This window comes from Pseudomonas tolaasii NCPPB 2192 (assembly GCF_002813445.1).
Classification (GTDB): Bacteria; Pseudomonadota; Gammaproteobacteria; order Pseudomonadales; family Pseudomonadaceae; genus Aquipseudomonas; species Aquipseudomonas tolaasii.
The window spans coordinates 2522393-2549117 of the sequence record NZ_PHHD01000001.1; the positions used below are offsets into that span (position 1 = coordinate 2522393).

General features: G+C 59.9%; 29 protein-coding genes. 18 read left to right on the forward strand and 11 right to left on the reverse strand.

Annotated features, from left to right (window positions below):
* The first annotated feature begins 41 nt into the window (after positions 1-41).
* From ATI14_RS11665 to tldD, 3 genes are read left to right on the forward strand one after another with little or no spacing between them, the layout of a single operon-like run.
* Entirely contained in the window at positions 42-3857 is a 3816-nt protein-coding gene (locus ATI14_RS11665) for a YhdP family protein (RefSeq protein WP_016974302.1), read from the forward strand.
* Positions 3858-3905: 48 nt separating this feature from the next.
* Positions 3906-4754, forward strand: coding sequence for a carbon-nitrogen hydrolase family protein (locus ATI14_RS11670; RefSeq protein WP_016974301.1), 849 nt, complete (start codon positions 3906-3908; stop codon positions 4752-4754).
* Between the two features lie 16 nt (positions 4755-4770).
* The gene (tldD, locus tag ATI14_RS11675) at positions 4771-6213 is read left to right on the forward strand and encodes a metalloprotease TldD (RefSeq protein WP_080520112.1); all 1443 of its coding nucleotides are present in this window, start codon (positions 4771-4773) and stop codon (positions 6211-6213) included.
* 45 nt (positions 6214-6258) lie between these two features.
* On the opposite strand, the gene yjgA is transcribed toward tldD, so the two are convergent.
* A complete protein-coding gene (yjgA, locus tag ATI14_RS11680; RefSeq protein WP_016974299.1) occupies positions 6259-6780 on the reverse strand; it encodes a ribosome biogenesis factor YjgA in 522 nt (173 codons plus the stop codon).
* 108 nt (positions 6781-6888) lie between these two features.
* Here yjgA and pmbA point away from each other — a divergent pair, with 108 nt between their 5' ends.
* The 6 genes from pmbA to ATI14_RS11710 all read left to right on the forward strand — a co-directional run bounded on the left by pmbA (position 6889) and on the right by ATI14_RS11710 (position 12426).
* Complete coding sequence (gene pmbA / locus ATI14_RS11685) at positions 6889-8235, forward strand: metalloprotease PmbA (protein ID WP_016974298.1); 1347 nt, start codon at positions 6889-6891, stop codon at positions 8233-8235.
* Between the two features lie 147 nt (positions 8236-8382).
* A complete protein-coding gene (locus ATI14_RS11690) occupies positions 8383-8778 on the forward strand; it encodes a hypothetical protein (protein WP_016974297.1) in 396 nt (131 codons plus the stop codon).
* A 254-nt stretch (positions 8779-9032) separates the two neighbouring features.
* Positions 9033-10415 carry a class II fumarate hydratase gene (locus ATI14_RS11695; protein ID WP_016974296.1) on the forward strand — a complete coding sequence of 461 codons (1383 nt, stop codon included), beginning with the start codon at positions 9033-9035 and terminating at the stop codon, positions 10413-10415.
* A 27-nt stretch (positions 10416-10442) separates the two neighbouring features.
* On the forward strand, positions 10443-10886 hold the full coding sequence (locus tag ATI14_RS11700) for a hypothetical protein (protein ID WP_016974295.1): 444 nt from the start codon (positions 10443-10445) through the stop codon (positions 10884-10886).
* A 1-nt stretch (position 10887) separates the two neighbouring features.
* Complete coding sequence (locus tag ATI14_RS11705; RefSeq protein WP_016974294.1) at positions 10888-11499, forward strand: superoxide dismutase; 612 nt, start codon at positions 10888-10890, stop codon at positions 11497-11499.
* A 33-nt stretch (positions 11500-11532) separates the two neighbouring features.
* On the forward strand, positions 11533-12426 hold the full coding sequence (locus ATI14_RS11710) for a ZIP family metal transporter (RefSeq protein WP_016974293.1): 894 nt from the start codon (positions 11533-11535) through the stop codon (positions 12424-12426).
* Between the two features lie 35 nt (positions 12427-12461).
* Here ATI14_RS11710 and ATI14_RS11715 read toward each other — a convergent pair whose 3' ends face one another.
* The 10 genes from ATI14_RS11715 to ATI14_RS11760 all read right to left on the reverse strand — a co-directional run bounded on the left by ATI14_RS11715 (position 12462) and on the right by ATI14_RS11760 (position 19514).
* Positions 12462-12734: an HPr family phosphocarrier protein gene (locus tag ATI14_RS11715; protein WP_016974292.1), complete on the reverse strand. Its 273-nt coding sequence runs from the start codon at positions 12732-12734 to the stop codon at positions 12462-12464.
* A 20-nt stretch (positions 12735-12754) separates the two neighbouring features.
* The gene (rapZ, locus tag ATI14_RS11720) at positions 12755-13609 is read right to left on the reverse strand and encodes an RNase adapter RapZ (protein WP_016974291.1); all 855 of its coding nucleotides are present in this window, start codon (positions 13607-13609) and stop codon (positions 12755-12757) included.
* A 2-nt stretch (positions 13610-13611) separates the two neighbouring features.
* Entirely contained in the window at positions 13612-14076 is a 465-nt protein-coding gene (ptsN, locus tag ATI14_RS11725; RefSeq protein WP_016974290.1) for a PTS IIA-like nitrogen regulatory protein PtsN, read from the reverse strand.
* A gap of 10 nt (positions 14077-14086) precedes the next feature.
* Positions 14087-14392: a ribosome hibernation-promoting factor, HPF/YfiA family gene (gene hpf / locus ATI14_RS11730; protein ID WP_003171804.1), complete on the reverse strand. Its 306-nt coding sequence runs from the start codon at positions 14390-14392 to the stop codon at positions 14087-14089.
* Between the two features lie 75 nt (positions 14393-14467).
* Entirely contained in the window at positions 14468-15961 is a 1494-nt protein-coding gene (locus ATI14_RS11735) for an RNA polymerase factor sigma-54 (RefSeq protein WP_016974289.1), read from the reverse strand.
* Between the two features lie 185 nt (positions 15962-16146).
* Complete coding sequence (lptB, locus tag ATI14_RS11740; protein WP_016974288.1) at positions 16147-16872, reverse strand: LPS export ABC transporter ATP-binding protein; 726 nt, start codon at positions 16870-16872, stop codon at positions 16147-16149.
* The gene (gene lptA, locus ATI14_RS11745) at positions 16872-17447 is read right to left on the reverse strand and encodes a lipopolysaccharide transport periplasmic protein LptA (RefSeq protein WP_016974287.1); all 576 of its coding nucleotides are present in this window, start codon (positions 17445-17447) and stop codon (positions 16872-16874) included. The genes lptB and lptA overlap by 1 nt, the downstream gene beginning before the upstream one ends.
* Positions 17434-18006, reverse strand: coding sequence for an LPS export ABC transporter periplasmic protein LptC (lptC, locus tag ATI14_RS11750; protein WP_016974286.1), 573 nt, complete (start codon positions 18004-18006; stop codon positions 17434-17436). The genes lptA and lptC overlap by 14 nt, the downstream gene beginning before the upstream one ends.
* 8 nt (positions 18007-18014) lie before the next feature.
* Positions 18015-18539: a KdsC family phosphatase gene (locus tag ATI14_RS11755; RefSeq protein WP_016974285.1), complete on the reverse strand. Its 525-nt coding sequence runs from the start codon at positions 18537-18539 to the stop codon at positions 18015-18017.
* Complete coding sequence (locus ATI14_RS11760) at positions 18540-19514, reverse strand: KpsF/GutQ family sugar-phosphate isomerase (RefSeq protein ID WP_016974284.1); 975 nt, start codon at positions 19512-19514, stop codon at positions 18540-18542. It abuts the gene before it with no gap.
* A gap of 297 nt (positions 19515-19811) precedes the next feature.
* Between ATI14_RS11760 and ATI14_RS11765 the strand changes: the two genes are divergently transcribed.
* The 9 genes from ATI14_RS11765 (at position 19812) to hisD (ending at position 26724) form a co-directional block, all read left to right on the forward strand.
* The gene (locus ATI14_RS11765) at positions 19812-20621 is read left to right on the forward strand and encodes an ATP-binding cassette domain-containing protein (protein WP_016974283.1); all 810 of its coding nucleotides are present in this window, start codon (positions 19812-19814) and stop codon (positions 20619-20621) included.
* On the forward strand, positions 20621-21418 hold the full coding sequence (gene mlaE / locus ATI14_RS11770) for a lipid asymmetry maintenance ABC transporter permease subunit MlaE (RefSeq protein WP_016974282.1): 798 nt from the start codon (positions 20621-20623) through the stop codon (positions 21416-21418). Before ATI14_RS11765 ends, mlaE begins: the two co-directional genes overlap by 1 nt.
* The gene (mlaD, locus tag ATI14_RS11775; protein ID WP_005784855.1) at positions 21418-21885 is read left to right on the forward strand and encodes an outer membrane lipid asymmetry maintenance protein MlaD; all 468 of its coding nucleotides are present in this window, start codon (positions 21418-21420) and stop codon (positions 21883-21885) included. The genes mlaE and mlaD overlap by 1 nt, the downstream gene beginning before the upstream one ends.
* A gap of 11 nt (positions 21886-21896) precedes the next feature.
* Entirely contained in the window at positions 21897-22544 is a 648-nt protein-coding gene (locus tag ATI14_RS11780; RefSeq protein WP_016974281.1) for an MlaC/ttg2D family ABC transporter substrate-binding protein, read from the forward strand.
* On the forward strand, positions 22541-22846 hold the full coding sequence (locus ATI14_RS11785) for an STAS domain-containing protein (protein WP_016974280.1): 306 nt from the start codon (positions 22541-22543) through the stop codon (positions 22844-22846). The genes ATI14_RS11780 and ATI14_RS11785 overlap by 4 nt, the downstream gene beginning before the upstream one ends.
* A 114-nt stretch (positions 22847-22960) precedes the next feature.
* Entirely contained in the window at positions 22961-23200 is a 240-nt protein-coding gene (locus ATI14_RS11790) for a BolA family protein (protein WP_016974279.1), read from the forward strand.
* A 23-nt stretch (positions 23201-23223) separates the two neighbouring features.
* Positions 23224-24489 (forward strand): UDP-N-acetylglucosamine 1-carboxyvinyltransferase, encoded by a 1266-nt coding sequence (murA, locus tag ATI14_RS11795; RefSeq protein ID WP_016974278.1) that lies wholly within the window; start codon positions 23224-23226, stop codon positions 24487-24489.
* Between the two features lie 151 nt (positions 24490-24640).
* A complete protein-coding gene (gene hisG, locus ATI14_RS11800) occupies positions 24641-25276 on the forward strand; it encodes an ATP phosphoribosyltransferase (protein ID WP_003188599.1) in 636 nt (211 codons plus the stop codon).
* Positions 25277-25404: 128 nt separating this feature from the next.
* The gene (hisD, locus tag ATI14_RS11805; protein WP_016974277.1) at positions 25405-26724 is read left to right on the forward strand and encodes a histidinol dehydrogenase; all 1320 of its coding nucleotides are present in this window, start codon (positions 25405-25407) and stop codon (positions 26722-26724) included.
* Position 26725 lies beyond the last annotated feature (1 nt).

Here is a 26725-nt window from a genome sequence, read left to right on the forward strand (position 1 = left end):
CTTGATCTGCCGTCCGTCAACTGCCTTGAGGGTCGCCTGACATGGAGCGTCTGATACGCTTTTTTGCCGCTTTGACCCGCTGGGGCCTGGGCCTTTGTGCATTGCTGCTGGTGTTGGCGGCGGTGTACGTGAGCCTTGGCCGTGAATTGATCCCGTTGGTTGCTGAATACCGTGGCGAAATCGAAGCCAAGGCCCGTGCGGCAGTGGACATGGTGGTTCAAATCGGCAGCCTGGAAGGGCGCTGGAGCGGTTTCGCCCCGGTCTTGCTCGCCCATGATGTGATGGTCGGCGAGGGCAGCAGTGCGCTGCGTCTGGACCAGGTCGAAGTGGTGCCGGACCTCTGGGCCAGCCTGATGGCGCGTGAAGTGCGCATCGCCCATCTGGAGGTCAGCGGCCTGCAGGTGAGCGTTCGTGAAGACAAGGACGGCCACTGGGCTTTGCAAGGCTTGCCGGTTCAGAATGATGAGCCACTGGACCCGGAGCAGTTACTCAAGCGCATGCAAATGGTCAAGCGCGTGTCGTTGCTCGACAGCCAGGTGACCTTGCAGCCTTTCGAGCAGGCACCGCTGACCCTGACCTACGTAGGCTTGAGCCTGCATACCGTTGCGACCCGGCAGCAGTTGGATGCGCGTCTGACACTCCCCGACGGTCAGCCACTGGCCTTGAGCTTGAGCAGCCGCATCCGCGCCAGCCAGTGGAAAGACGCCGAAATCCAGGCCTATCTCAGCCTCCCTCAAAGCGACTGGGCGAAATGGATTCCGGCCAGGCTGACCCAGCAATGGAAGCTCACGCAGTTCAAGGCAGGCGGTGAGTTCTGGCTGAATTGGGCCAAGGGCACCGTGCAAAGCGCCGTTGTGCGCCTCAATTCCCCCCAGTTAAAGGGCAGCTACGCAGACCGTAAACCGGTGCATATCGAAAACCTGGCGCTGACCGCTTACCTGCAACGCAGTGAGACAGGCCTTAAGGCTCAGTTTGATTCGCTGGCCATGAATATCGGCGATACCCGCTGGGAATCGCACCTGCAATTGCAGCAAACCCTGGCGACCGATAAGGATCAGGAAGTCTGGAAGCTGCAGGCCGACCGCCTCGACCTGACACCTATCACGCCTCTGCTCAATGCCCTGGCGCCGTTGCCGGAAGGTTTCGCCAAGACCGTCGAGCACCTCAAGGCCACTGGCGTGCTGCGCAACGTGCTGGTGGATTTCCGCCCCCAGGACACCACCGACCGCAAAGTCAGCTTTGCCGCCAACCTTGAGCGTATCGGTTTTGATGCCTATTTCGGCGCGCCGGCCGCTCGCAATGTGTCCGGCAGCATCAGCGGGGACATGGGGCATGGCGAGTTGCGCATGGACAGCAAGGATTTTTCCTTGCACCTGTACCCGATCTTCGCCAAGCCCTGGCAGTACATCCAGGCGAACGCGCGCCTGACCTGGAAGCTGGATAAGGAAGGCTTCACCCTGATTGCCCCCTATATCAAGGTGCTGGGCGAGGAGGGCAAGGTCGCTGCCGACTTCCTGATTCGCCTGCATTTCGACCACAGCCAGGAAGACTACATGGACCTGCGGGTCGGCATGGTCGACGGTGATGGCCGGTTTACCCCCAAATACTTGCCTGCAGTGTTGAGCCCTTCCCTCGACGAGTGGCTGCGCACGGCCATTCTCAAAGGCGCAGTGGACCAAGGCTTCTTCCAGTATCAGGGCTCGCTGAACCACGACGCGTTACCGGCGGCACGCAATATCAGCCTGTTCTTCAAGGTGCATGACGCTGAATTGGCGTTCCAGCCCGGCTGGCCGCATGTGAGCAAGGTCAATGGCGAAGTGTTTGTAGAAGAGTCTGGCGTACGCATCCTGGCGAGTAAGGGCCAATTGCTGGACACCAAGGTCAAGGACGTCTACGTCAACATCCCTCACGCGCCTGCCGGTAAAGACAGCCATCTACTGATCACCGGCGGGTTTGCCGGTGGCCTGGGCGACGGTTTGAAAATTCTTCAGGAAGCGCCGATTGGCACCGGCTCGACGTTTGCCGGCTGGAAAGGCGAGGGCGACCTGCAAGGCAAGCTCGACCTGGATATCCCGTTGGTCAAGGGCACCGAACCCAAAATTGTGGTGGACTTCCAGACCGACAAGTCGCGCCTGCAATTGGCCGAGCCCAGCCTGGACCTGACCCAGCTCAAAGGCGAATTCCGTTTTGACAGCGACAAGGGGCTCAGTGGCCAGAACATTTCGGCCCAGGCGTTTGATCGGCCTGTCACTGCGCAGATCACAGCCGACGGCAAGCCAGGCAATATCAGTACACGCGTGAGTGCGAAGGGCCAGGTGGCGGTCAAGCGCCTGACGGACTGGTTGAAAGTCAGCCAGCCGTTGCCGGTATCCGGCGATATTCCCTACCAGTTGCAGCTCACCCTTGACGGTGCCGACAGCCAATTGATGGTCAGTTCCAACCTGAAGGGCGTTGCAGTGGATTTACCGGCACCGTTCGGCATGCCGGCCAGCCAGGGCCGCGACAGTGTGTTCCGCATGACCTTGCAAGGTGCCGAGCGTCGCTATTGGTTTGCCTATGGCGAGCTGGCGAGCTTCACCTTCGCCTCGCCTCCCGACAAATTCAATGATGGCCGCGGGGAGCTGTTCCTCGGTGATGGTGATGCCGTGCTGCCTGCCGCCAAGGGTTTGCGTATTCGTGGCGTGTTGTCGGAACTGGACATCGACCCATGGAAAAAGCTGATCGACCGCTACGCGGGTAACGATCCGGGGGGCAGCGCCAAACAACTGCTCGGTGGTGCTGACTTCAAGGTGGGCAAACTGACTGGTTTTGGCACCCAATTCGATCAGGTCAGCCTGCAGCTCGATCGCAAGCCGGCGGCCTGGGGCCTGCAGCTCGACAGCCAGCAGGCCAAGGGCACTGTGAACCTGCCGGACGCAAAAGGCGCCCCGATTGCGATCAACCTGCAGTACGTGAAGTTGCCGGCGGTTGACCCCAACGTGCAAGCGGATGAAAACGCCCCGGACCCGCTGGCCGATATCGATCCGAAGGATATTCCGGCGCTGGATATCGCCATCAACCAGCTGTTTCAGGGGCCGGATCTGGTCGGTGCCTGGTCGTTGAAGGTGCGCCCGACGGCCAAGGGCCTGGCGTTCAATAATCTGGACCTGGGCCTCAAAGGCATGCAGCTCAATGGTGCCGGCGGCTGGGAAGGCGCCCCGGGCGCCAGCAGCAGCTGGTACAAGGGCCGTCTGGACGGCAAGAACATCGCCGATGTGCTGAAGGGCTGGGGTTTTGCGCCGACCGTGACCAGTGAGGACTTTCATCTGGATGTGGATGGTCGCTGGCCCGGCTCGCCAGCCTGGGTTGGGCCCAAGCGTTTCTCGGGCAGCCTCGATGCCGCATTCCGTAAAGGCCAGTTTGTTGAGGTAGAAGGTGGTGCCCAGGCTCTGCGGGTGTTTGGCTTGCTTAACTTCAACTCCATCGGCCGTCGCTTGCGCCTGGACTTTTCGGACCTGCTCGGCAAGGGCTTGAGCTACGACCGGGTCAAAGGTCTGCTGGCAGCCAGTAATGGTGTGTTCGTGACCCGTGAACCCATCACCATGACTGGCCCCTCGACCAACCTGGAGCTCAATGGCACCCTGGACCTGGTGGCCGACCGCGTCGACGCCAAGCTGTTGGTCACCTTGCCGGTGACCAACAACCTGCCGATTGCTGCGCTGATTGTCGGTGCGCCCGCCATTGGCGGCGCGTTGTTCCTGATCGACAAACTGATTGGTGACCGCGTTTCGCGCTTTGCCAGCGTGCAATACAAGGTTCAGGGCCCGTGGAAGGATCCAAAAATCACCTTCGACAAGCCATTTGAAAAACCAAACTGAGAGCCTGTGGAGTAGCATGGCCCCATGTCCATTACGGAGTGTCGGCCCATGTCGTTTGCGGTAATTCAAATGGTCAGCCAGAGCGATGTGCTGGCCAACCTGGCCCAGGCCCGTCGCCTGCTGGAGCAAGCTGCGGTAGATGGAGCGAAGCTTGCGGTGCTGCCGGAAAACTTCGCTGCCATGGGCCGCCGCGATGTGGCCGATATCGGTCGCGCCGAAGCGCTGGGCGAAGGTCCGATCCTGCCATGGTTGAAACAGACCGCCCGCGACCTCACCTTATGGATAGTGGCAGGCACCTTGCCGTTGCCTCCAGAGGGCCAGCCGAACGCCAAGTCCAATGCCTGCTCGCTGCTGGTCGATGACCGGGGTGAAATCGTCGCTCGCTACGACAAGCTGCATTTGTTCGATGTCGATGTAGCAGACGCGCGAGGTCGCTATCGGGAATCCGATGACTATGCTTTCGGAAGCAATGTGGTCGTGGCGGACACACCTGTCGGCCGGTTGGGTCTGACCGTGTGTTACGACCTGCGTTTTCCCGAGCTGTACAGTGAGTTGCGCGCAGCCGGGGCTGAATTGATTACAGCGCCGTCGGCCTTTACGGCGGTCACCGGCGCTGCGCATTGGGACGTGCTGATTCGCGCTCGGGCCATCGAGACCCAGTGCTATGTGCTGGCGGCGGCGCAGGGCGGCATACACCCGGGGCCGCGTGAAACCCACGGGCATGCGGCGATTGTCGACCCGTGGGGGCGTGTGCTGACGCAACAGGACAGAGGCGAAGCGGTGTTGTCGGCCGAGCGCGATAGCAGTGAGCAAGCGTCGATACGGGCGCGCATGCCGGTGGTCAACCATCGGCGCTTTTTCTCGCAGGGCGCGCAGCGGCCTGCTTCAGAACGATGAATTTAAGGCCAAACCTATGAGCGAGTTGTTGTCCTCAGTCAGTGATCACCTCCTGGCACCCGGTGGCGTGACCATCGATAGTTTGCAAACCGTGCTGGGTGACCTGGCCGGGCCGGGCATTGATGCCGCCGACTTGTATTTCCAGGGCCAGATTTCCGAGTCCTGGGCGCTGGAAGACGGCATCGTCAAGGAAGGCAGCTTCAACCTTGACCAGGGCGTGGGCGTGCGTGCGCAATCCGGTGAAAAAACCGGGTTTGCCTACAGCAATGCAATCACCCTGGAAGCTTTGGGTTTGGCGGCCCGTGCGGCGCGCTCGATTTCCCGTGCGGGCCAGAATGGCAGCGTGCAGGCGTTCAGCACCCAGGACGTGGCCCGGTTGTATGCGCCGGATAATCCGCTTGAAGTGATCAGCCGTGCGGAAAAGGTCGACTTGCTCAAGCGTATCGATGCTGCCACGCGCGCGCTCGACCCGCGCATCCAGCAGGTGACCGTGAGCATGGCCGGCGTGTGGGAGCGCATTCTGGTGGCGTCCACTGATGGCGGGCTGGCGGCGGACGTACGGCCGCTGGTGCGTTTCAACGTCAGTGTGATCGTCGAGCAGAATGGCCGCCGCGAGCGCGGTGGCCATGGCGGCGGCGGGCGTACCGACTACCGTTATTTCCTCGCCGACGACCGTGCCATGGGTTACGCCCGTGAGGCGCTGCGTCAAGCGTTGGTGAATCTGGAAGCCATTCCGGCACCGGCGGGTACGTTACCGGTGGTGCTCGGTTCCGGCTGGTCCGGCGTGTTGCTCCACGAAGCGGTAGGCCACGGCCTGGAAGGTGATTTCAACCGCAAGGGCAGTTCGGCCTACAGCGGGCGCATGGGCGAAATGGTTGCGTCCAGCCTTTGCACCATCGTTGACGACGGCACCCTGGCCGGGCGTCGTGGCTCGTTGAGCGTCGATGACGAAGGCACACCGACCGAGTGCACTACCCTGATCGAAAACGGTGTGCTCAAGGGTTACATGCAAGACAAGCTCAACGCCCGCCTGATGGGTGTGGCGCGTACCGGTAATGGCCGTCGCGAGTCCTACGCGCACTTGCCGATGCCGCGCATGACCAACACCTACATGCTGGGTGGCGAAAGTGACCCTGCAGAAATCATCGCCTCGGTGAAACGCGGCATCTATTGCGCCAACCTCGGTGGCGGCCAGGTGGATATCACCAGTGGCAAGTTCGTGTTCTCCACCAGCGAGGCATACCTGATCGAAGACGGCAAGATTACCGCACCGGTCAAAGGGGCAACGCTGATTGGCAACGGGCCTGAGGCCATGAGCAAGGTGTCGATGGTGGGTAATGACCTGTCGCTGGACAGCGGCGTGGGCACGTGCGGGAAGGACGGGCAGTCGGTGCCGGTGGGTGTCGGCCAGCCAACGCTGAAGATTGATGCGATCACCGTGGGTGGCACGGGCGCGTGACGGGTGGAGCTTCGGGTGGCGGAGGCCGCCACCCGGGGAAGAGGATCAGCGCAGGCCGCGTTGAGTCTCGTCCAGCTCACGGATGTACTTGAAGATTTTACGGCTGGTGGCTGGCGCCTTGTTATGGGCCAGTTCGTGCTGGGCCTGACGGATCAGGGAGCGCAGTTGCTGGCGATCCGCGTCCGGGTAGTCCGCCACGAATTTTTCCAGCACGGCGTCATCGCCCGCGATCAGGCGGTCACGCCAACGTTCCAGGTTGTGGAAGCGTTCGTTGTACTGGCGGGTGGAGGCATCGGTTTGATCGAGCAAGGCGAGAATGGCGTCAGTGTCCTGATCACGCATCAGCCGGCCGATAAACGCGATGTGACGTTTACGCGCGATATTCGCGGTGTGCTTGGGTGCATCGGCCAGGGCCCGGCGCATTTCGTCGGTCAGTGGCAGTTTGGCAATCAAATCCTTCTTGAGCGTTGTAAGGCGCTCGCCAAGGTCAACCAGAGCATGCAGCTCGCGTTTGACCTGGGATTTGCTTTTCTCCCCATCGAGGGAGTCGTCGTAAGAATCAACCATGGTGGCAGTCCGCAAAGAAACGCCGCCATGATAACCAGTCGGGGGCCGCTTGTCCGGCCCGGTCGCTCGATGGCCTTAACCGAAAGCAGAATTTGAGTGGAGAAAACCATGAGTGCAGCCCAAAGCGTCGGTCCGCAAGCGTTACCGGCACTGCAGGAACAAGTCGAGCAGATCCTTGCCGAGGCCAAGCGCCAGGGGGCCAGCGCCTGCGAAGTGGCGGTGTCGCTGGAGCAGGGGCTGTCGACTTCGGTGCGCCAGCGGGAAGTGGAGACCGTCGAATTCAATCGCGACCAGGGGTTTGGCATCACCTTGTACGTGGGGCAACGCAAAGGTTCGGCCAGCACATCGGCGAGCGGCCCCGAGGCCATTCGCGAGACGGTCGCGGCAGCACTGGCAATCGCCAAGCATACCTCCGAGGATGAAAGCTCGGGTCTGGCCGACAAGGCGCTGATGGCCAAGGATTTGAAAGACTTTGACCTGTTTCATGCCTGGGACATCACGCCCGAGCAGGCCATCGAACGGGCGTTGACCTGCGAAGCGGCTGCGTTCGACGCGGATGCCCGCATCAAAAACGCTGATGGCACCACGTTGAGCACTCATCAGGGGTGTCGCGTCTACGGCAACAGCCACGGTTTTATTGGTGGCTATGCGTCTACGCGCCATAGTTTGAGCTGCGTGATGATCGCCGAAGCCAACGGCCAGATGCAGCGTGATTACTGGTATGACGTGAACCGCCAAGGGGAATTGCTGGCGGATCCGGTCACCATTGGCCAACGCGCTGCGCAACGCGCCGCAAGCCGTCTCGGCGCGCGCCCGGTGCCGACCTGCGAAGTGCCGGTGCTGTTTTCGGCGGAATTGGCCGGTGGTCTGTTCGGCAGCTTCTTGGGGGCGATTTCCGGCGGCAATCTGTATCGCAAGTCTTCTTTCCTGGAAGGTGCGATTGGCCAGAAGCTGTTCCCTGAGTGGCTGACCATCGACGAGCGCCCGCACTTGATGCGCGCCATGGGCAGCTCGGCGTTCGACGGTGACGGCCTCGCGACCTACGCCAAGCCATTCGTCGAAAAGGGCGAGTTGGTGTCCTACGTACTGGGCACCTACGCGGGCCGCAAGCTTGGCTTGCCGAGCACCGCCAACTCTGGCGGCGTGCACAACCTGTTTGTGACCCATGGCGATGAAGACCAGGCGGCGCTGCTGCGTCGCATGGGGCGCGGTTTGCTGGTTACCGAGTTGATGGGCCATGGTTTGAACATGGTGACCGGTGATTACTCTCGGGGGGCGGCGGGCTTCTGGATTGAAAATGGCGAAATTCAGTTTGCAGTCCAGGAAGTGACCATTGCCGGCAATATGCGCGACATGTTCAAGCAGATCGTTGCAGTCGGTAATGACCTGGAGCTGCGCAGCAATATCCGCACGGGCTCCGTGTTGATCGAGCGGATGACCGTCGCCGGCAGTTGATCCTCCGATCACGCTTTAAAAAAGGCGCGCCATCGTAAAGATGGCGCGCTTTTTTTTGGCTGCGTAAAAGGCAGTTCAATGTGCCACTCTTGTTTTGATTCTCAATATCATTTAATAATAAATATCATTACTGAATGAGTGTGGATCATGAGTTCTGTCCTGCATGAGGATCCGTACCTTGAAAGCTGGCGCTGGATGAGCCGCCAGATTCGTTGCGGCCTCGACCCCAATGAACCTCGCCTGATCGAACATTACCTCAGCGAAGGTCGCTATCTGGCGTGTTGCACGGCGACTCATCCGTGGACGATCGCTGAAACCTCATTCCGCCTGTTGATCGACACCGCCAGCGACGTAGCCCTGCCGTGGCACTGGCGCTCCATGTGTCTGGACCAGGCTTGGCGCCCGTTGCGCGACCTGGAAAAACTCTCCCACTGTGCCTGCCGCCTCAAGCGCTGGCAGACCTTTGCCTGGCAATTGGCGACCTGCGAATTGCTGCCGTCCATTTCTGTTTCTGACCTGGTGCAAGGATCTAACGATGATTAGGGTCTGCCATCACTTATTTCCTGTGCCGCGCCGGGTCTGCAATCGCGCAGGGCAAGGCGCGAGGAGTGCGGTTTGGTCATTCCAAATAAGCTCCGAGCAACGCAGCCCTGCGCGATTGCAGGCCCGGCCCTTCGGGTTGTGTCTGAAAGCGGGCCAGGCTGCGTTGCAGTCCTCGGCAAGGGAAAAACCATTACCAGCGGACTGCGCCTTGCCTGGCCCGCTTTCAGACCTCAACGCGACACAGGAAATAAGTGATGGCAGACCCTAACACCCGTATCGAACGCGACAGCATGGGCGAACTGCAAGTGCCTGCCGAGGCGCTGTATGGTGCCCAGACGCAGCGCGCGGTGAACAATTTCCCGATCAGCCACCAGCGCATGCCGGCGCAATTTATTCGTGCCCTGATTCTGGCGAAGGCCGCAGCGGCCAAGGTCAACGTCGACCTCAAGCAAATCAGCGAAGGGCAGGGCAAGGCTATCGTCGATGCTGCCCAGGGCTTGCTGGAAGGCGATTTCATGCAGCACTTCCCGGTGGATATTTTCCAGACCGGCTCCGGCACCAGCTCCAACATGAACGCCAACGAGGTGATTGCGACCCTGGCTACCCGCTTGCTGGGCGAGCCGGTCAACCCCAACGATCACGTCAATTGTGGTCAGAGCAGCAACGACATCATCCCGACCACCATTCATGTCAGCGCCGCGCTGGTCCTGCATGAACAAACGCTGCCGGCATTGCTGCACCTGGTACAGGTGATCGAGCAAAAGGCTGAAGAAGTCCACCCATTCATCAAAACCGGTCGTACGCACCTGATGGACGCCATGCCGGTGCGCATGAGCCAGGTGCTCAATGGCTGGGCGCAGCAGCTCAAAGCCAATATTGGCCACCTGCAGGATTTGCTGCCGAGTTTGCAGGCGCTGGCTCAGGGCGGTACGGCTGTCGGGACGGGGATCAATGCGCATCCTGAATTCTCCGAGCGTTTCAGCCAGCAACTCAGCAGCCTGACCGGCGTGAAATTCACGCCGGGCAAAAACCTGTTCGCTTTGATCGGCTCCCAGGACACCGCCGTAGCCGTCTCGGGTCAGTTGAAAGCCACCGCCGTTTCGCTGATGAAAATCGCCAACGACCTGCGGTGGATGAATTCCGGCCCCCTCGCCGGCCTCGGTGAAATCGAACTGGAAGGGCTGCAACCCGGCTCTTCGATCATGCCGGGCAAGGTCAACCCGGTGATCCCGGAAGCCACCGCCATGGTGGCCGCGCAGGTCATCGGTAATGACACAGTGATCACCGTTGCCGGCCAGTCGGGCAATTTCGAGCTGAACGTGATGCTGCCGATCATCGCCCAGAACCTGCTGAGCAGCCTTGAATTGCTGGCCAACTCCAGCGGTTTGCTGGCGGACAAAGCCATCGCCAGCTTCAAGGTCAACGAGGCCAAGCTCAAGGAGGCGCTGTCGCGCAACCCGATCCTGGTTACTGCGCTCAACCCAATCATTGGTTACCAAAAAGCGGCCGAAATCGCCAAGAAGGCCTATCAGCAAGGTCGCCCGGTGATTGACGTTGCACTTGAACACACCGATTTACCGCGCAGCCAACTGGAAATCCTGCTGGATCCGGAAAAGCTCACCGCTGGCGGCGTGTAAGCACTCACTCTGCTTTGGAGGCTCACCATGGAGCATTGGAAACGCACGATCGAACGGGCAAATCGCTGCTTCATGGCGGGCGAGCTGGTTGATGCCCGTGAGGCCTATCTGCAGGCCCTGGCCCTGGCTCAAGTGTTGTTCGAGCGCTGGGCGGATGCAGATGAAGCGGTGGCGGCTTGCGTCATTTCCCATCACAACCTGGCGGACCTGCACCTGCGCCTGAACCAGCCTGAGGAAAGTGCGGAATACCTTTGCGCTGTCCACCAGCGGTTGTTGCAGGCCATGCAGGACCCGCGCCTCAGCCCGCAGTTACGTGAGGCGGCGTTGCGCCAGAGCAGCAAAACCTACGTCGAACTATTGAATTTCATCAGCGATCACGGTGAGTACCCACGTACTCACCGCCTGCTGGGCGGCACTGCGGCGCACACGGATGCGTCAACCCGCAACAGTCCTTATTACGGAGCTCATTGATATGACCTACACCTTGCCTGCCTTGCCTTACGCCTATGACGCCCTGGAGCCGCATATCGATGCGCAAACCATGGAGATCCACTACACCAAACACCATCAGACCTACATCAATAACCTCAACGCTGCGGTCGAGGGCACTGAGTTCGTGGGGTGGCCGGTTGAGAAACTGGTTTCCAGCGTGCAACAACTGCCGGAAAAACTACGCGCAGCGGTGATCAACCAGGGTGGCGGTCATGCCAACCATTCCTTGTTCTGGGCGGTAATGTCACCCAAAGGTGGTGGCAAACCCGAGGGCGCACTGGGCATAGCCATTGAGGAACAGCTGGGTGGCTTCGACAGTTTCAAGGAGGCTTTCACCAAGGCTGCGTTGACCCGCTTCGGCAGCGGCTGGGCCTGGTTGAGCGTCACCCCGCAAAAGACCCTTGTGGTGGAAAGCAGTGGAAATCAGGACAGCCCGTTGATGAGCGGCAATACGCCGATCCTCGGTCTGGATGTCTGGGAGCATGCGTATTACCTGCTGTATCAAAACCGCCGCCCGGAATACATCAACGCCTTCTACAGTGTCATCAACTGGCCGGAAGTTGCCGCACGCTACCAGGCCGCCCTGGCCTGATATTGACTCCAATAACAAGATCTAAGGCCGACTATGGGCACTGAAACACTGGCGATCAGCAGCGGGCGAATGTTTCGCTACGCGTTCGGCTCGTTGTTGCTGTTGGCGGGAACTGCTTTGCTGGTGGCCCACGGGCTGGCCTGGCTGAATCTTGAACCGCGCATTCTGCGTGCCTTGCAGGGCGGGGCGATCTGCGCGCTCGGCACGGCGTTGGGCGCGGTGCCAGTGCTGGTGATTCGCCGGATGCCGGTGGCGTTGAGCGATACCTTGTTGGGCTTTGGCGCCGGCGTGATGCTTGCGGCGACGGCTTTTTCGTTGATTGTGCCGGGTATTGCAGCCGCTGAAAGCCTGGGGCTCTCGCCATGGGGAGCCAGCGGGCTGATCAGCTTCGGCATTATGCTTGGGGCTTTCGGCTTGTATCTGGTTGATCGCAAGGTCTCGGGCGCCAGCCCGGAAATGCTGGTGGGCACGCCGGATAAACCGGTGATCCCGCCGCGTATTTGGCTATTCGTGTTTGCCATCATTGCCCACAACATCCCGGAAGGTATGGCGGTGGGTGTTTCCGCCGGTGGCGGAATGCCGGATGCCGATAGCCTGGCCATGGGCATTGCCTTGCAGGACGTGCCGGAAGGCTTGGTGATCGCGTTGGTATTGGCGGGGGCCGGAATGTCGAGGGTCAAGGCGTTCTTGATTGGCGCCGCTTCAGGCTTGGTCGAGCCGGTGTTCGCCGTGCTCTGTGCCTGGTTGGTGAGCCTGGCTGAAGTGTTGCTGCCTTTGGGCCTGGCGCTTGCCGCCGGCGCGATGCTGTTGGTGGTCACCCACGAGGTGATTCCCGAATCGCGCCGCAATGGCCACGAAAAACTTGCCAGCCTGGGGCTGTGCATCGGGTTCTGTTTAATGATGGTGATGGATACTGCGTTGGGGTGAAGCCATTGCGGCTTCACCTGCCCTCAAGAGTGAGTTCATTCACCCTCATCAAAGAAATTATTGATCAGCGCCACCAGTGCGGCCATGGCTTCATCTTCCTGCTCGCCTTCCGTCTTCAAGTGAATCTTGGTGCCTTTACCCGCGGCCAGCATCATCATGGCCATGATGCTTTTGCCATCGACCATGGATTCCGGGGTGCGCCCGGCGCGTATCTGGCAAGGGAACTGGCCGGCAACGCCGACGAACTTGGCGGAAGCTCGGGCGTGCAGGCCCAGCTTGTTGATGATTTCAATTTCCAGAGCGGGCATCGCGGGGGTGTTCCTTTCAGCTAAAGGTCGCGGTGGCGGACCTGGACGTTCTTGAGGGTTTGTTGCAGCACCTGGCCCAGGCGTTCAGTCAGGTAAACGGAACGGTGATGGCCCCCGGTGCAGCCAATGGCAATGGTGACATAAGCCCGATTGCTCGCGGCGAAACGCGGCAGCCATTTAAGCAAATAACTGGAGATGTCCTGAAACATTTCCTCTACATCCGGCTGTGCCGCCAGGTAATCGGCCACCGGCTGGTCCAGCCCGGACTGTTCACGCAGCTCCGGTTTCCAGTACGGATTCGGCAGGCAACGCACGTCGAACACCAGGTCCGCATCCACCGGCATGCCACGCTTGAAGCCAAATGACTCCACGAGAAATGCCGTGCCGGGTTCCGGCTGGTTCAGCAGGCGCAGCTTGATGGCGTCGCGCAGCTGATACAGGTTCAGCCCCGTGGTGTTGATCTTCAGATCGGCCAGGTCAATGATCGGGCCGAGCAATGTAGTTTCATCCTCGATCGCCTCGGCGAGGGAGCGATGCGGGCTGCTGAGGGGGTGGCGGCGACGGGTTTCGGAAAAGCGCTTTAGCAGCGTTTCTTCATCGGCGTCCAGGTACAGCACGTCGCAATGGATATGCTTGGCACGCACTTCTGCGAGCAATTCGGGAAAACGCGAGAGGTGGCTGGGCAGGTTGCGGGCGTCAATCGAAACGGCGACCAGCGGTTGCGCCAGTTCGGTATGGATCAGTGCCCGTTCCGCCAGTTCCGGCAGCAGGCCGGCGGGCAGGTTGTCGATGCAGTAGAAACCACTGTCCTCAAGCACGTTGAGGGCGGTGCTTTTACCCGAGCCGGAACGGCCGCTGACGATGATCAAACGCATGATTACTGCCCGTTTTGTTCATCCAGGACTACCTGATAGAGCGCCTCGTTGCTTTTGGCGCTGCGCAGTTTGTCGCGTACTTCCTTGCGGTCGAGCATGCTGGCGATCTGCCGAAGCAGTTCCAGGTGTGCATCGGTGGCAGCTTGCGGGACCAGCAGAACAAAGAGCAGGTCGACCGGAGCACCGTCGATGGCGTCAAAATCGATAGGAGCGTCCAGGTGGAGCAGGGCGCTCACCGGGGATTCACAGCCTTGCAGGCGGCAGTGAGGAATGGCTATGCCGTTGCCAAAACCGGTAGAACCGAGTTTTTCACGGGCAATAAGCGCTTCGTACACAGCTTGCGTGTCCAGTTCGGGCACTTCACGGCCGATCAGGTTGGCAATTTGTTCGAGGGCGCGCTTTTTACTGCCGCCCGGCACGTTCACAAGGGAACGGCCGGGGGTCAGGATGGTTTCAAGTCGGATCATGGGGGGAGAGTTAACGACCTGTACCTTGCATCAGGTGCAGATTCTTTTCCTTATGCTTTATGAGTTGGCGGTCCAGCTTGTCGTAGAGCGAGTCAATCGCAGCGTACATGTCTTCATGCTCCGCATTGGCGACGAGCTTCGCATTCGGTACGTGCAGGGTGGCCTCGATTTTCTGCTTGAGCTTGTCGACCTCCATGATGACCTGCACGTTGGTGATCTTGTCAAAATGCCCCGCAAGCTTGTTCAGCTTGCTCTCGGTGTATTCACGCAGGGGCTTGGTTACTTCCAGTTGGTGTCCACTGATGTTGACTTGCATACAGCTTCTCCTTCGTTGCCAGTGCATAAAGCGGTGGGCAGAAATACCCACCACTGGAACGCTATGGCCCGCCCGTCACATCAAACGCTTGCGCTCGCTGGAAGGCGCGATCCCGAGGGACTCGCGGTACTTGGCGACGGTTCGACGGGCGACCTGAATGCCTTGTGCCTCCAGTAAACCAGCGATCTTACTGTCACTCAATGGCTTTTTCTGATTTTCCGCGGCAACCAGTTTTTTGATGATCGCGCGGATCGCCGTGGACGAGCATTCGCCGCCTTCGGAGGTGCTGACATGGCTGGAGAAAAAGTATTTCAACTCATAAATACCCCGTGGGGTATGCATGAATTTCTGGGTGGTGACCCGGGAAATCGTCGATTCGTGCATGCCAACGGCTTCGGCAATATCGTGCAAAACCAGCGGTTTCATCGCTTCGTCGCCATATTCCAGGAAGCCGCGCTGGTGCTCGACAATTTGGGTGGCGACTTTCATCAGGGTTTCGTTGCGGCTTTGCAGGCTCTTGATGAACCAGCGCGCTTCCTGCAACTGGTTGCGCATGAAGGTGTTGTCGGCGCTGGTGTCGGCACGGCGTACAAAACCTGCGTATTGCGGGTTGACGCGCAGGCGCGGCACCGACTCCTGATTCAGCTCCACGAGCCAGCGCTCGTTGTCCTTGCGGACGATCACGTCAGGAACGACGTATTCCGCCTCGCTGGATTCGATCTGCGAGCCCGGGCGCGGGTTGAGGCTCTGCACCAGCTCGATCACCTGGCGCAGGTCGTCTTCCTTGAGCTTCATGCGGCGCATCAACTGGCTGTAGTCGCGGCTGCCCAGCAGGTCGATGTAGTCGGTGACCAGGCGCTGGGCTTCGGCGAGCCAAGGGGTTTTGGCGGGCAACTGGCGCAATTGCAGCAACAGGCATTCGCTGAGGGTGCGGGCGCCTATGCCGGCAGGCTCGAATTGCTGGATGCGGTGCAGAACAGCTTCGATTTCGTCCAGCTCAATGTCCAGTTCCGGGTCGAACGCCTCAAGAATTTCTTCGAGCGTCTCGTCCAGGTAACCCTGATTGTTGATGCAGTCGATCAAGGTGACGGCAATCAGGCGGTCGGTGTCGGACATCGGCGCCAGGTTCAATTGCCACAGCAAATGACTCTGCAGGCTCTCGCCGGCGGACGTGCGGGTGGTGAAATCCCACTCATCGTCATCATTGCTTGGCAGGCTGCTGGCGCTGGTCTGGTAAACGTCTTCCCAGGCAGTATCGACCGGAAGCTCGTTGGGAATGCGTTCGTTCCATTCACCTTCCTCGAGGTTATCCACCGTTGGGGCGGTTTCCTGGTAGGAGGGTTCTTGCACGTCGGAGTTGGGTTTTTGCTCGATGTTATCGGCCAGCGGGTCTGCATTGTCGAAGTCGTCGCCTTCTTCCTGGCGTTCGAGCATCGGATTGGACTCCAGGGCCTCCTGGATTTCCTGTTGCAGGTCCAGGGTCGACAATTGGAGCAGGCGGATGGCCTGTTGCAGCTGCGGTGTCATCGTCAGCTGCTGGCCCATTCTCAGGACTAGCGATGGTTTCATGGCAGGGGCTTAACACCTTATTCGCCGGCGCAATGCGCCATCCACGACAGGGCGCGTGAGCGCCAAACATAAGCAAATTATATGCCTGATATCGGGGGCTTTGCCTAGAGCGCGGTAACAATAAAAAAGTAGAGGTTTTTATTGACTCGCGCGCGCTTTGGCGGCCTGCCGTGACACCGTGCTGCTTACAGGCGGAACTCGTGGCCCAGGTACACTTCCTTGACCAGTTCATTGGCCAGGATGGTGGCTGAGTCGCCTTCGGCGATCAGTTGACCGTCGTTGACGATATAGGCGGTTTCACAGATATCCAGGGTCTCGCGGACGTTGTGGTCCGTGATCAGCACGCCGATGCCCTTGGCCTTGAGGTGGTGGATGATCTGCTTGATATCGCCCACCGAGATCGGGTCGACGCCGGCAAAGGGTTCATCCAGCAGGATGAACTTGGGCGCGGTGGCCAGTGCACGGGCGATTTCCACACGGCGGCGCTCACCCCCCGACAAGCTCATGCCGAGGTTGTCGCGGATGTGGTTGATGTGGAATTCCTGCAGCAGGCTTTCCAGCTCCTTGCGACGGCCGTCACGGTCGAGTTCCTTGCGGGTTTCAAGGATCGCCATGATGTTGTCGGACACCGACAGTTTGCGGAAGATCGACGCTTCCTGTGGGAGATAGCCGATACCGGCGCGGGCGCGGCCGTGCATGGGTTGGTGGCTGACGTCCAGGTCGTCGATCAGGACGCGGCCCTGATCGGCCTGAACCAGCCCGACGATCATGTAGAAGCACGTGGTCTTGCCGGCGCCGTTAGGGCCGAGCAGGCCGACGATCTGGCCGCTGTCGATCGACAGGCTGACGTCGCGCACGACCTGACGGCTTTTATAGGCCTTGGCCAGATGCTGGGCTTTCAGGGTTGCCATTAATTCGTCTTCTTCGCTGCGGGTTTAGGCGCAGGCTGGGCGGCGCCATCTTTCTGCTTCGGCTGGATAACCATGTCGATGCGCGGCTTCGGCGTTCCGATTTTCGAGCCGTTGGCACGGCCGGCCTGTGCGATCTGTTTCACGGTGTCATAGGTGATCTTTTCACCGTCAGTGGTGTTGCCGTCACTGCTGACAACCCTGGCCTGGTCGATCAGGATGATGCGGTTTTGCTGGGCGTGGTACTGGATGGTCTTGCCATAGCCCTTCATTGGAGCCGGGTCGGCAGCCGCTTGCTTCTGTTCGAAGTACGCCAGGTTGCCTACCGACGTTACCACGTCAATGTCGCCGCCCGGGGTGCGCGTGAGGGTCACTGTGTTGCCGGTGATCTTCATCGAACCCTGGGTAATGATCACGCCGCCTGTGTAGGTGGCCACACCTTGCTTGTCATCCAGCTGAGCGTCGTCAGCCTGAATGTGAATCGGCTGCTGGCTATCGTTCGGCAGAGCCCAGGCGCTCACGCTTCCCAGTGCTGCGCCCAGACCGAGCAAAATAGGGAGAGTTTTAACGAGCCTCATACTGTCCTCTTACGTTCGATAGCAGGTGTATCCTGCTTTCTTTCAAATACGCTTTCATTCCCTTGCCAGTCGATACACCGCCAGCGCCGTCGATTCTAACGTCTTGCTCGGTCTGCGCATATTGCTGTTGTGGGAAAACGGTCATGCGACTGCTGGTAATAATGGTGTCGCGGTTCTTTTCATCGGTGCGCGCAACGCGAACCGAATCAATCAGTTCCACCTGGGTACCGTCCGGGTTGACCTCGCCACGCTCGCTGGTGACGTGCCACGGGAATTCGGTGCCGCGGTACAGGTTCATGTCCGGCTTGGTCAGCAGGGTGACCTCGGAAGCCTTCACGTGATCGACCCTGTCGGCCGTCATTTCGTACTGCACCTTGCCATCAGGCAGGAATTGCACGCTATAGGCATTGGTTGCGTAATAGTCGATAACGCCTTCGTCAACCTGCACAACAGGCTTGTCGAGGAAGCGCTCCGGGCTGATATTCCAGTAGCCCACCGCCAGAAACAGCGCGGCGATCACTGCGAATAACAGAAAGTTGCGAATCTTTTTGCTCAGCATAAAACGCTCTATAGGTAGGCGGCGTGGGCCGCTTCAAGACTGCCCTGGGCACGCAGGATCAATTCGCAGAACTCGCGGGCAGCGCCTTCGCCGCCACGTGCCGTCGTGATGCCATGTGCGTGTTCGCGAACAAACGCCGCAGCGTTTGCCACGGCCATGCCCAGGCCGACCCGGCGGATCACCGGCAGGTCAGGCAGGTCATCACCCAGATAGGCGACCTGTTCATAGCTTAGGTTGAGTTGGCCAAGAAGCTCGTCCAGAACCACGAGTTTATCCTCGCGGCCCTGATACAGGTGAGGAATCCCCAGGTTTTGTGCGCGGCGCTCCACAACCGGCGTCTTTCGACCGCTGATAATCGCGGTTTGCACACCCGCCGCCATCAACATTTTGATGCCTTGGCCGTCGAGGGTGTTGAACGTCTTGAATTCGCTGCCATCTTCGAGGAAGTACAGGCGGCCATCCGTCAGCACGCCGTCCACGTCGAAAATCGCCAGCTTGATGTTTTTGCCGCGTTGCAGCAGGTCGGCTGTCATTTACATCACTCCCGCACGCAGCAAGTCGTGCATGTTCAGGGCGCCAATCGGGCGATCATCGCGGTCAACCACGACCAGCGCGAGAATTTTATGGTCTTCCATGATCTTCAACGCCTCGGCCGCCAGCATGTCGGGGCGGGCGGTCTTGCCGTGGGGCGTCATGACTTCATCGATCTTTGCGGTCTGGATGTCGAGGTTGCGGTCCAGGGCGCGGCGCAAGTCGCCGTCGGTGAACACGCCGGCGAGGCGGCCGTCGGTTTCCAGGATGGCCGTCATGCCCAGGCGCTTGAGGCTCATTTCCATCAACGCCTCCTTGAGCAGGGCGCCGCGTTGCACGCTGGGCAACTCCTCACCGGTGTGCATCACATTTTCCACCTTGAGCAGCAGGCGACGGCCCAGGGCCCCGCCCGGGTGCGAGAAGGCAAAATCTTCCGCGGTAAAGCCGCGGGCGTCCAGCAGCGCCACCGCCAGGGCATCGCCCATGACCAGGGCGGCGGTGGTCGAGGAGGTCGGCGCCAGGTTCAGCGGGCAGGCCTCGTGGGCTACGTGGACATTGAGGTTCACTTCGGCAGCCTTGGCCAGCGTGGACTCCGGGTTGCCGGTGATGCTGATCATCTGGATGCCCAGGCGCTTGATCAGCGGCAGCAACGTCACGATTTCGTTGGTGGTGCCGGAGTTGGACAGGGCCAGGATGATGTCATCCTTGGTGATCATGCCCATGTCGCCGTGGCTGGCTTCGGCCGGGTGTACGAAAAACGCGGTGGTTCCGGTGCTGGCCAGGGTTGCGGCGATCTTGTTGCCGACGTGGCCGGATTTGCCCATGCCGACCACGACAACGCGGCCCTTGCTGGCCAGAATCATCTCGCAGGCGCGTACGAAATCCGCGTCGATATGGGCCAGCAAGCCTTCTACGGCTTCTAGCTCCAGGCGGATAGTGCGTTGTGCGGATTGAATAAGGTCGCTGGATTGGCTCATGTCTGAAATCGTATAGCCTGACGAAAAGTCGGCGATTATAGCGGTAATGATCAATTCCCTCACGCTAGTTCGTCAGGGTTTGTTCGAGAAGCGTGTGAGATTCATCTCACGCAATGCTTTTTCCCTGTCCCGAATCTGAACAAGCGCAGTTCCGGCCTTGGGGGCTCTGTACCAGCAGTGATATAGTTCGCCGCCAGTTCGGTCCGCCCAACCCATGTGCTAACTATTGCGCATCCGTTGCAAACGAAAGTCGCAAACATGGTGTCTGAGTGAAAGGCTGCATCCCAAGGAGATTAGATGAGTGCCGATAACGCCTACGCGGTCGAGCTGAAGGGTCTTACCTTCAAGCGCGGGTCGCGCAGCATCTTCAATAACGTCGATATTCGCATTCCCCGCGGTAAAGTCACGGGCATCATGGGGCCTTCCGGTTGCGGCAAGACCACGTTGTTGCGCCTGATGGGCATGCAATTGCGGCCCAGCGCCGGCGAAGTGTGGGTCAACGGCCAGAACCTGCCGACACTGTCGCGCAGCGACCTGTTCGATGCGCGCAAGCACATGGGCGTACTGTTCCAGAGCGGCGCGCTGTTTACCGACCTCGACGTTTTCGAAAACGTGGCTTTTCCGCTGCGGGTGCATACCCAGCTGTCCGATGAAATGATTCGTGACATTGTTCTGCTGAAACTGCAGGCCGTAGGCCTTCGTGGTGCCACTGAACTGATGCCCGACGAGTTGTCCGGCGGCATGAAGCGCCGTGTCGCCCTGGCGCGGGCCATTGCGCTGGATCCACAAATTCTGATGTACGACGAGCCTTTCGTAGGCCAGGACCCGATCGCCATGGGCGTGCTGGTGCGCCTGATCCGTCTGCTCAACGATGCGCTGGGCATCACCAGCATCGTGGTTTCCCACGATTTGGCCGAAACCGCGAGCATTGCCGACTACCTTTATGTCGTCGGCGATGGCCAGGTACTGGGCCAGGGCACGCCTGAAGAATTGATGAACGCCGACAACCCGCGCATCCGCCAATTCATGACCGGCGACCCTGATGGTCCGGTGCCTTTTCACTTTCCGGCAGCGGATTACCGCTCAGATCTTCTGGGGAAGCGCTGATGCGCAAGAAATCTTTACTTGAGCGCGTGCGCCTTTTCGGTCGCTCCGGCATCGACATGGTCGAAGTGCTCGGGCGTTCGACGATCTTTCTGTTTCATGCCTTGCTCGGCCGTGGTGGCATCGGTGGCGGTTTTGGCCTGCTGATCAAGCAGCTGCATTCCGTGGGCGTAATGTCCCTGGTCATCATTGTGGTGTCCGGTATTTTCATCGGCATGGTGCTGGCGTTGCAGGGCTTCAATATTCTTTCCAGCTACGGTTCCGAACAGGCGGTGGGCCAGATGGTTGCCCTGACGCTGCTGCGTGAGCTCGGGCCGGTGGTCACCGCGTTACTGTTCGCCGGCCGCGCTGGCTCTGCGCTGACTGCCGAGATCGGCAACATGAAGTCCACCGAGCAACTGTCGAGCCTGGAAATGATCGGCGTCGACCCGCTCAAATACATTGTTGCCCCGCGCCTGTGGGCCGGCTTCATTTCCCTGCCGCTGCTGGCGATGATCTTCAGCGTGGTGGGCATTTGGGGCGGTTCGTGGGTTGCGGTTGACTGGCTGGGCGTCTACGACGGCTCTTACTGGGGCAACATGCAAAACAGCGTGACCTTCAGTGGCGACGTGCTCAACGGCATCATTAAAAGCATCGTTTTCGCCTTTGTAGTGACCTGGATCGCCGTATTCCAAGGCTACGACTGTGAGCCCACTTCAGAAGGGATCAGTCGCGCCACCACCAAGACCGTTGTGTACGCCTCGCTGGCGGTACTGGGCCTTGACTTCATTTTGACCGCCTTGATGTTTGGAGATTTCTGATGCAAAACCGCACTGTGGAAATCGGTGTCGGCCTTTTCTTGCTGGCTGGCATCCTGGCTTTACTGTTGCTGGCCCTGCGAGTCAGCGGCCTTTCGGCCAGCCCTACGGCCGACACTTATAAACTTTACGCGTACTTCGACAATATCGCCGGTTTGACTGTCAGAGCTAAAGTGACCATGGCCGGTGTGACGATCGGCAAGGTCACGGCAATCGATCTGGATCGCGACAGCTTCACCGGGCGAGTGACCATGCAAGTCGACAAGAAGGTAGATAACCTGCCGACTGACTCCACTGCATCTATCCTCACTGCGGGTCTGCTGGGCGAGAAATACATCGGTGTTAGCGTGGGTGGGGAAACAGCCCTGCTCAAGGATGGTTCGACCATCCACGACACACAGTCGTCGCTGGTGCTGGAAGACCTGATCGGTAAATTCCTGCTCAATACGGTCAATAAAGACGCCAAATGAGGAATCTGTTCATGATCTCTACCTTGCGACGCGGCCTGCTGGTTCTGCTCGCAGCGCTGCCGCTGATGGCCAACGCGGCGGGTTCTGCGCACGATCTGGTGCAAGACACCACCAGCAAGATGCTGGCTGACCTGACAGCCAACAAGGAACAGTACAAGCAGGACCCGACCAAGTTTTACGATGCGCTGAACACCATCGTCGGCCCGGTGGTCGACGCTGAAGGCATTTCCCGCAGCATCATGACGGTCAAATATTCTCGCAAGGCCACCCCTGCACAGATGCAGACCTTCCAGGAAAACTTCAAGAAGGGCCTGTTCCAGTTCTACGGCAACGCTCTGCTTGAGTACAACAACCAGGGCATCACCGTCGCGCCTGCGGGCGATGAGTCGGGTGACCGTACCAGCGTCAGCATGACCGTCAAAGGCAATAACGGCGCGGTTTACCCTGTGCAGTACACGCTGGAAAAGGTCAATGGAGACTGGAAACTGCGCAACGTGATCATCAACGGCATCAACATCGGCAAACTGTTCCGTGATCAGTTCGCCGACGCCATGCAGCGCAATGGCAATGATCTGGACAAGACCATCAACGGCTGGGCCGGTGAAGTGGCCAAGGCCAAGGAAAATTCCGATAAAGAAGCCGGGAAGTCTGCGCAATGACCGAATCGGCTGTGCGTCTTGGCGACGCCGGTGAGTTGTTCCTCAGCGGTGTGCTCGATTACCGCTCCGGGCCTGACCTGCGCAAACAGGGCCAGGCGCTGATCAACGCCAGCAACGCTCCGGCGCTGGTGCTCGATTGCTCGGCGGTCACCAAGTCCAGCAGTGTCGGCCTTTCGTTGCTGCTGTGCTTCATGCGCGACGCTCAAGCAATCAAAAAACCGGTGAGCATTCGCGCGCTGCCTGAGGATATGCGTGAAATCGCTGAGGTTTCCGGCCTGACTGAGCTTCTGGCGCATCCTTAATACACATTATTAAAGAAGCCCCCCGTCAGAGTCCTGCTATGCGGGGTTCGCAGGCGCGGGGCTTTTTTGTATGATGTGCGACCCGTGCGCACTGGGCGCCGATAGAGGTTGAGCATGCAGGCCCTAGAAGTTAAGAGCTTCCTTGAAGGAAAGCTGCCGGAAACGATCGTTGAAGTTGAAGGCGAAGGCTGCAATTTCCAGCTGAACGTGATTAGCGATGAACTGGCGGCATTGAGCCCGGTCAAGCGTCAGCAGCAGATCTATGCCCATTTGAACCCGTGGATCACCGATGGCAGCATCCACGCGGTCACTATGAAATTTTTCAGCCGCGCGGCCTGGGCCGAGCGCACCTGAGCCCCCAAGGCGTCGAGATTCTTATGGATAAATTGATTATTACCGGCGGTGCCCGCCTTGATGGCGAGATCCGCATTTCCGGTGCGAAAAACTCTGCGCTGCCGATTCTGGCAGCGACCCTGCTGTGCGACGGCCCGGTGACTGTGGCCAACCTGCCGCACCTGCACGACATCACCACCATGATCGAGCTGTTCGGCCGCATGGGCATCGAGCCTGTGATCGACGAGAAGCTGGCGGTCGAAATCGACCCGCGCACTATCAAGACTCTGGTTGCCCCGTACGAACTGGTGAAAACCATGCGTGCGTCGATCCTGGTGCTGGGCCCGATGGTTGCCCGTTTCGGCGAAGCCGAAGTGGCCCTGCCTGGCGGTTGCGCCATCGGCTCGCGTCCGGTTGACCTGCACATCCGTGGCCTTGAAGCCATGGGCGCTGTCATCGACGTCGAAGGCGGTTATATCAAGGCCAAGGCGCCGGAAGGCGGCCTGCGCGGTGCGAATTTCTTCTTCGACACCGTCAGCGTGACCGGTACCGAAAACATCATGATGGCCGCTGCCCTGGCCAAAGGCCGCAGTGTCCTGCAAAACGCCGCGCGCGAGCCTGAAGTGGTCGACCTGGCCAACTTCCTGAACGCCATGGGCGCCAAGGTTTCCGGCGCCGGCACCGACACCATCACCATCGATGGTGTAGAGCGTCTGCACACCGCCACCTACAAGGTCATGCCAGACCGTATCGAGACCGGCACCTACCTGGTGGCCGCCGCCGTGACCGGTGGCCGCGTCAAGGTCAAGGACACCGATCCGACCATCCTGGAAGCGGTCCTGGAAAAACTGCGCGAAGCCGGTGCCGAAATCACCACCGGTGAAGACTGGATCGAGCTGAACATGCACGGCAAGCGCCCTAAAGCCGTCAATGTGCGTACCGCTCCATACCCGGCATTCCCGACCGACATGCAGGCGCAGTTCATCTCCCTGAATGCGATTGCCGAAGGCACGGGGGCCGTGATCGAAACCATCTTCGAAAACCGCTTCATGCACGTGTACGAGCTGCACCGCATGGGCGCCAAGATCCAGGTTGAAGGCAACACCGCCATTGTGACCGGCACCGACAAGCTCAAGGGCGCGCCAGTGATGGCCACCGACCTGCGTGCTTCGGCCAGCCTGGTCATCTCGGCACTGATCGCCGAAGGCGACACGCTGATCGATCGCATCTACCACATAGACCGTGGCTACGAGTGCATCGAAGAGAAACTGCAGATGCTCGGCGCGAAAATTCGCCGCGTGCCGGGCTAGTCCCGGCGTTACCTGTGGCGAGGGAGCAAGCTCCCTCGCCACAGTTGCTGTTAGCTGATTTGTTTCAAATCGGGGCTGTAATGGCCTCGATCTGTGTCTGGCGCCGTTTGCGACCGGACAGCAATAGCCTGATGAAGGACTGACGTTTCCCATGTTGACCATCGCACTGTCCAAGGGCCGCATCCTTGACGACACTTTGCCGCTTCTGGCTGAAGCGGGCATCGTGCCGACCGAGAATCCGGACAAGAGCCGCAAGCTGATCATCCCCACGACCCAGGACGACGTTCGCCTGCTGATCGTGCGGGCTACCGACGTGCCGACCTACGTTGAGCATGGCGCGGCTGACCTGGGTGTCGCCGGTAAAGACGTGCTGATGGAATACGGTGGCCAGGGCCTGTACGAGCCTTTGGACCTGCGCATCGCCCTATGCAAGCTGATGACCGCCGGCCGTGTCGGTGATGTCGAGCCCAAGGGCCGCCTGCGCGTGGCCACCAAGTTCGTCAACGTTGCCAAGCGTTACTACGCCGAGCAAGGGCGCCAGGTCGACATCATCAAGCTCTACGGTTCGATGGAGCTGGCGCCGCTGATCGGCCTGGCCGACAAGATCATCGATGTGGTCGACACCGGCAACACCCTGCGTGCCAACGGCCTTGAGCCACAGGATTTCATCGCCGACATCAGCTCCCGCCTGATCGTCAACAAGGCATCGATGAAGATGCAGCACGCTCGTATCCAGGCGTTGATCGACACCCTGCGCAAGGCAGTGGAGTCGCGACACCGCGGTTGACTTACCCGCGTAGCTGAACGGCTGCGCCCGTCTATCCGCCTCATAGCCAGAATTCTCAGGTGCCCAAGCGGAAACGACTGCTAGTTTAGGGCGCCTGAGTTTTTGCCAATTCTATTGAGGCCCTCGCTATGACCACGTCCACTGCAATTGCCCGACTCAACGCTGCCGACCCGGATTTCGCCCATCATCTGGATCATCTGCTGAGCTGGGAAAGCGTGTCCGACGATTCGGTCAACGGGCGAGTGCTCGACATTATCAAGGCCGTGCGCGAGCGCGGTGATGCGGCGTTGGTGGACTTCACCCGCCAATTCGACGGCCTGGACGTCAAGTCCATGGCTGACTTGATTCTGCCCCGCGAGCGCCTGGAGCTGGCCCTGACACGCATTACTGCGCCTCAGCGCGAAGCCCTGGAAATCGCGGCGGCGCGCGTGCGCAGCTACCACGAAAAACAGAAACAGGACTCCTGGAGCTACACCGAGGCCGACGGCACCGTGCTGGGCCAGAAGGTCACGCCGCTGGACCGCGCTGGCCTGTACGTGCCAGGCGGTAAAGCGTCCTACCCGTCGTCGGTATTGATGAACGCGATTCCGGCCAAGGTGGCCGGCGTGACCGAAGTGGTCATGGTGGTGCCAACCCCGCGCGGTGAAATCAACGAACTGGTGTTGGCGGCAGCGTGCATCGCCGGCGTCGACCGCGTGTTCACCATCGGCGGCGCCCAGGCCGTTGCAGCCCTGGCTTACGGCACCGAAAGCGTGCCGAAGGTCGACAAGGTGGTCGGCCCCGGCAACATCTATGTCGCCACCGCCAAGCGCCACGTGTTCGGCCAGGTCGGTATCGATATGATCGCCGGTCCTTCGGAAATCCTGGTGGTGTGCGACGGCCAGACCGACCCGGACTGGATCGCCATGGACCTGTTTTCCCAGGCCGAGCACGATGAAGACGCCCAGGCGATTCTGGTCAGCCCGGATGCCGACTTCCTCGACAAGGTCGCCGCCAGCATCGATAAGTTGCTGCCCACCATGGACCGCGCCGAGATCATCGAAAAATCGATCAATGGCCGCGGCGCGCTGATTCTGGTGCGTGACATGGAGCAAGCCATTGAAGTGGCCAACCGCATCGCGCCGGAGCATCTGGAGCTGTCCGTGGCCGACCCGCAGGCCTGGCTGCCGTCGATTCGCCACGCCGGTGCGATCTTCATGGGGCGCCACACCAGTGAAGCACTGGGCGATTACTGCGCGGGCCCGAATCACGTGCTGCCGACTTCCGGCACCGCGCGTTTCTCGTCGCCGCTGGGGGTGTATGACTTCCAGAAGCGTTCGTCGATCATCTTCTGCTCGCCACAAGGCGCCTCCGAACTGGGTAAAACCGCGTCGGTACTGGCCCGTGGTGAATCCCTGAGTGCCCACGCCCGCAGCGCTGAATACCGCATCCTTGAAGAAGGGAAATAAG

What these genes read in the sequence shown, in the direction of transcription:
- ATI14_RS11665 (WP_016974302.1), top strand. Translation starts at nt 42, where the DNA reads ATGGAGCGTCTGATACGCTTTTTTGCCGCTTTGACCCGCTGGGGCCTG.
- ATI14_RS11670 (WP_016974301.1), top strand. Translation starts at nt 3,906, where the DNA reads ATGTCGTTTGCGGTAATTCAAATGGTCAGCCAGAGCGATGTGCTGGCC.
- tldD (WP_080520112.1), top strand. Translation starts at nt 4,771, where the DNA reads ATGAGCGAGTTGTTGTCCTCAGTCAGTGATCACCTCCTGGCACCCGGT.
- yjgA (WP_016974299.1), bottom strand. Translation starts at nt 6,780, where the DNA reads ATGGTTGATTCTTACGACGACTCCCTCGATGGGGAGAAAAGCAAATCC.
- pmbA (WP_016974298.1), top strand. Translation starts at nt 6,889, where the DNA reads ATGAGTGCAGCCCAAAGCGTCGGTCCGCAAGCGTTACCGGCACTGCAG.
- ATI14_RS11690 (WP_016974297.1), top strand. Translation starts at nt 8,383, where the DNA reads ATGAGTTCTGTCCTGCATGAGGATCCGTACCTTGAAAGCTGGCGCTGG.
- ATI14_RS11695 (WP_016974296.1), top strand. Translation starts at nt 9,033, where the DNA reads ATGGCAGACCCTAACACCCGTATCGAACGCGACAGCATGGGCGAACTG.
- ATI14_RS11700 (WP_016974295.1), top strand. Translation starts at nt 10,443, where the DNA reads ATGGAGCATTGGAAACGCACGATCGAACGGGCAAATCGCTGCTTCATG.
- ATI14_RS11705 (WP_016974294.1), top strand. Translation starts at nt 10,888, where the DNA reads ATGACCTACACCTTGCCTGCCTTGCCTTACGCCTATGACGCCCTGGAG.
- ATI14_RS11710 (WP_016974293.1), top strand. Translation starts at nt 11,533, where the DNA reads ATGGGCACTGAAACACTGGCGATCAGCAGCGGGCGAATGTTTCGCTAC.
- ATI14_RS11715 (WP_016974292.1), bottom strand. Translation starts at nt 12,734, where the DNA reads ATGCCCGCTCTGGAAATTGAAATCATCAACAAGCTGGGCCTGCACGCC.
- rapZ (WP_016974291.1), bottom strand. Translation starts at nt 13,609, where the DNA reads ATGCGTTTGATCATCGTCAGCGGCCGTTCCGGCTCGGGTAAAAGCACC.
- ptsN (WP_016974290.1), bottom strand. Translation starts at nt 14,076, where the DNA reads ATGATCCGACTTGAAACCATCCTGACCCCCGGCCGTTCCCTTGTGAAC.
- hpf (WP_003171804.1), bottom strand. Translation starts at nt 14,392, where the DNA reads ATGCAAGTCAACATCAGTGGACACCAACTGGAAGTAACCAAGCCCCTG.
- ATI14_RS11735 (WP_016974289.1), bottom strand. Translation starts at nt 15,961, where the DNA reads ATGAAACCATCGCTAGTCCTGAGAATGGGCCAGCAGCTGACGATGACA.
- lptB (WP_016974288.1), bottom strand. Translation starts at nt 16,872, where the DNA reads ATGGCAACCCTGAAAGCCCAGCATCTGGCCAAGGCCTATAAAAGCCGT.
- lptA (WP_016974287.1), bottom strand. Translation starts at nt 17,447, where the DNA reads ATGAGGCTCGTTAAAACTCTCCCTATTTTGCTCGGTCTGGGCGCAGCA.
- lptC (WP_016974286.1), bottom strand. Translation starts at nt 18,006, where the DNA reads ATGCTGAGCAAAAAGATTCGCAACTTTCTGTTATTCGCAGTGATCGCC.
- ATI14_RS11755 (WP_016974285.1), bottom strand. Translation starts at nt 18,539, where the DNA reads ATGACAGCCGACCTGCTGCAACGCGGCAAAAACATCAAGCTGGCGATT.
- ATI14_RS11760 (WP_016974284.1), bottom strand. Translation starts at nt 19,514, where the DNA reads ATGAGCCAATCCAGCGACCTTATTCAATCCGCACAACGCACTATCCGC.
- ATI14_RS11765 (WP_016974283.1), top strand. Translation starts at nt 19,812, where the DNA reads ATGAGTGCCGATAACGCCTACGCGGTCGAGCTGAAGGGTCTTACCTTC.
- mlaE (WP_016974282.1), top strand. Translation starts at nt 20,621, where the DNA reads ATGCGCAAGAAATCTTTACTTGAGCGCGTGCGCCTTTTCGGTCGCTCC.
- mlaD (WP_005784855.1), top strand. Translation starts at nt 21,418, where the DNA reads ATGCAAAACCGCACTGTGGAAATCGGTGTCGGCCTTTTCTTGCTGGCT.
- ATI14_RS11780 (WP_016974281.1), top strand. Translation starts at nt 21,897, where the DNA reads ATGATCTCTACCTTGCGACGCGGCCTGCTGGTTCTGCTCGCAGCGCTG.
- ATI14_RS11785 (WP_016974280.1), top strand. Translation starts at nt 22,541, where the DNA reads ATGACCGAATCGGCTGTGCGTCTTGGCGACGCCGGTGAGTTGTTCCTC.
- ATI14_RS11790 (WP_016974279.1), top strand. Translation starts at nt 22,961, where the DNA reads ATGCAGGCCCTAGAAGTTAAGAGCTTCCTTGAAGGAAAGCTGCCGGAA.
- murA (WP_016974278.1), top strand. Translation starts at nt 23,224, where the DNA reads ATGGATAAATTGATTATTACCGGCGGTGCCCGCCTTGATGGCGAGATC.
- hisG (WP_003188599.1), top strand. Translation starts at nt 24,641, where the DNA reads ATGTTGACCATCGCACTGTCCAAGGGCCGCATCCTTGACGACACTTTG.
- hisD (WP_016974277.1), top strand. Translation starts at nt 25,405, where the DNA reads ATGACCACGTCCACTGCAATTGCCCGACTCAACGCTGCCGACCCGGAT.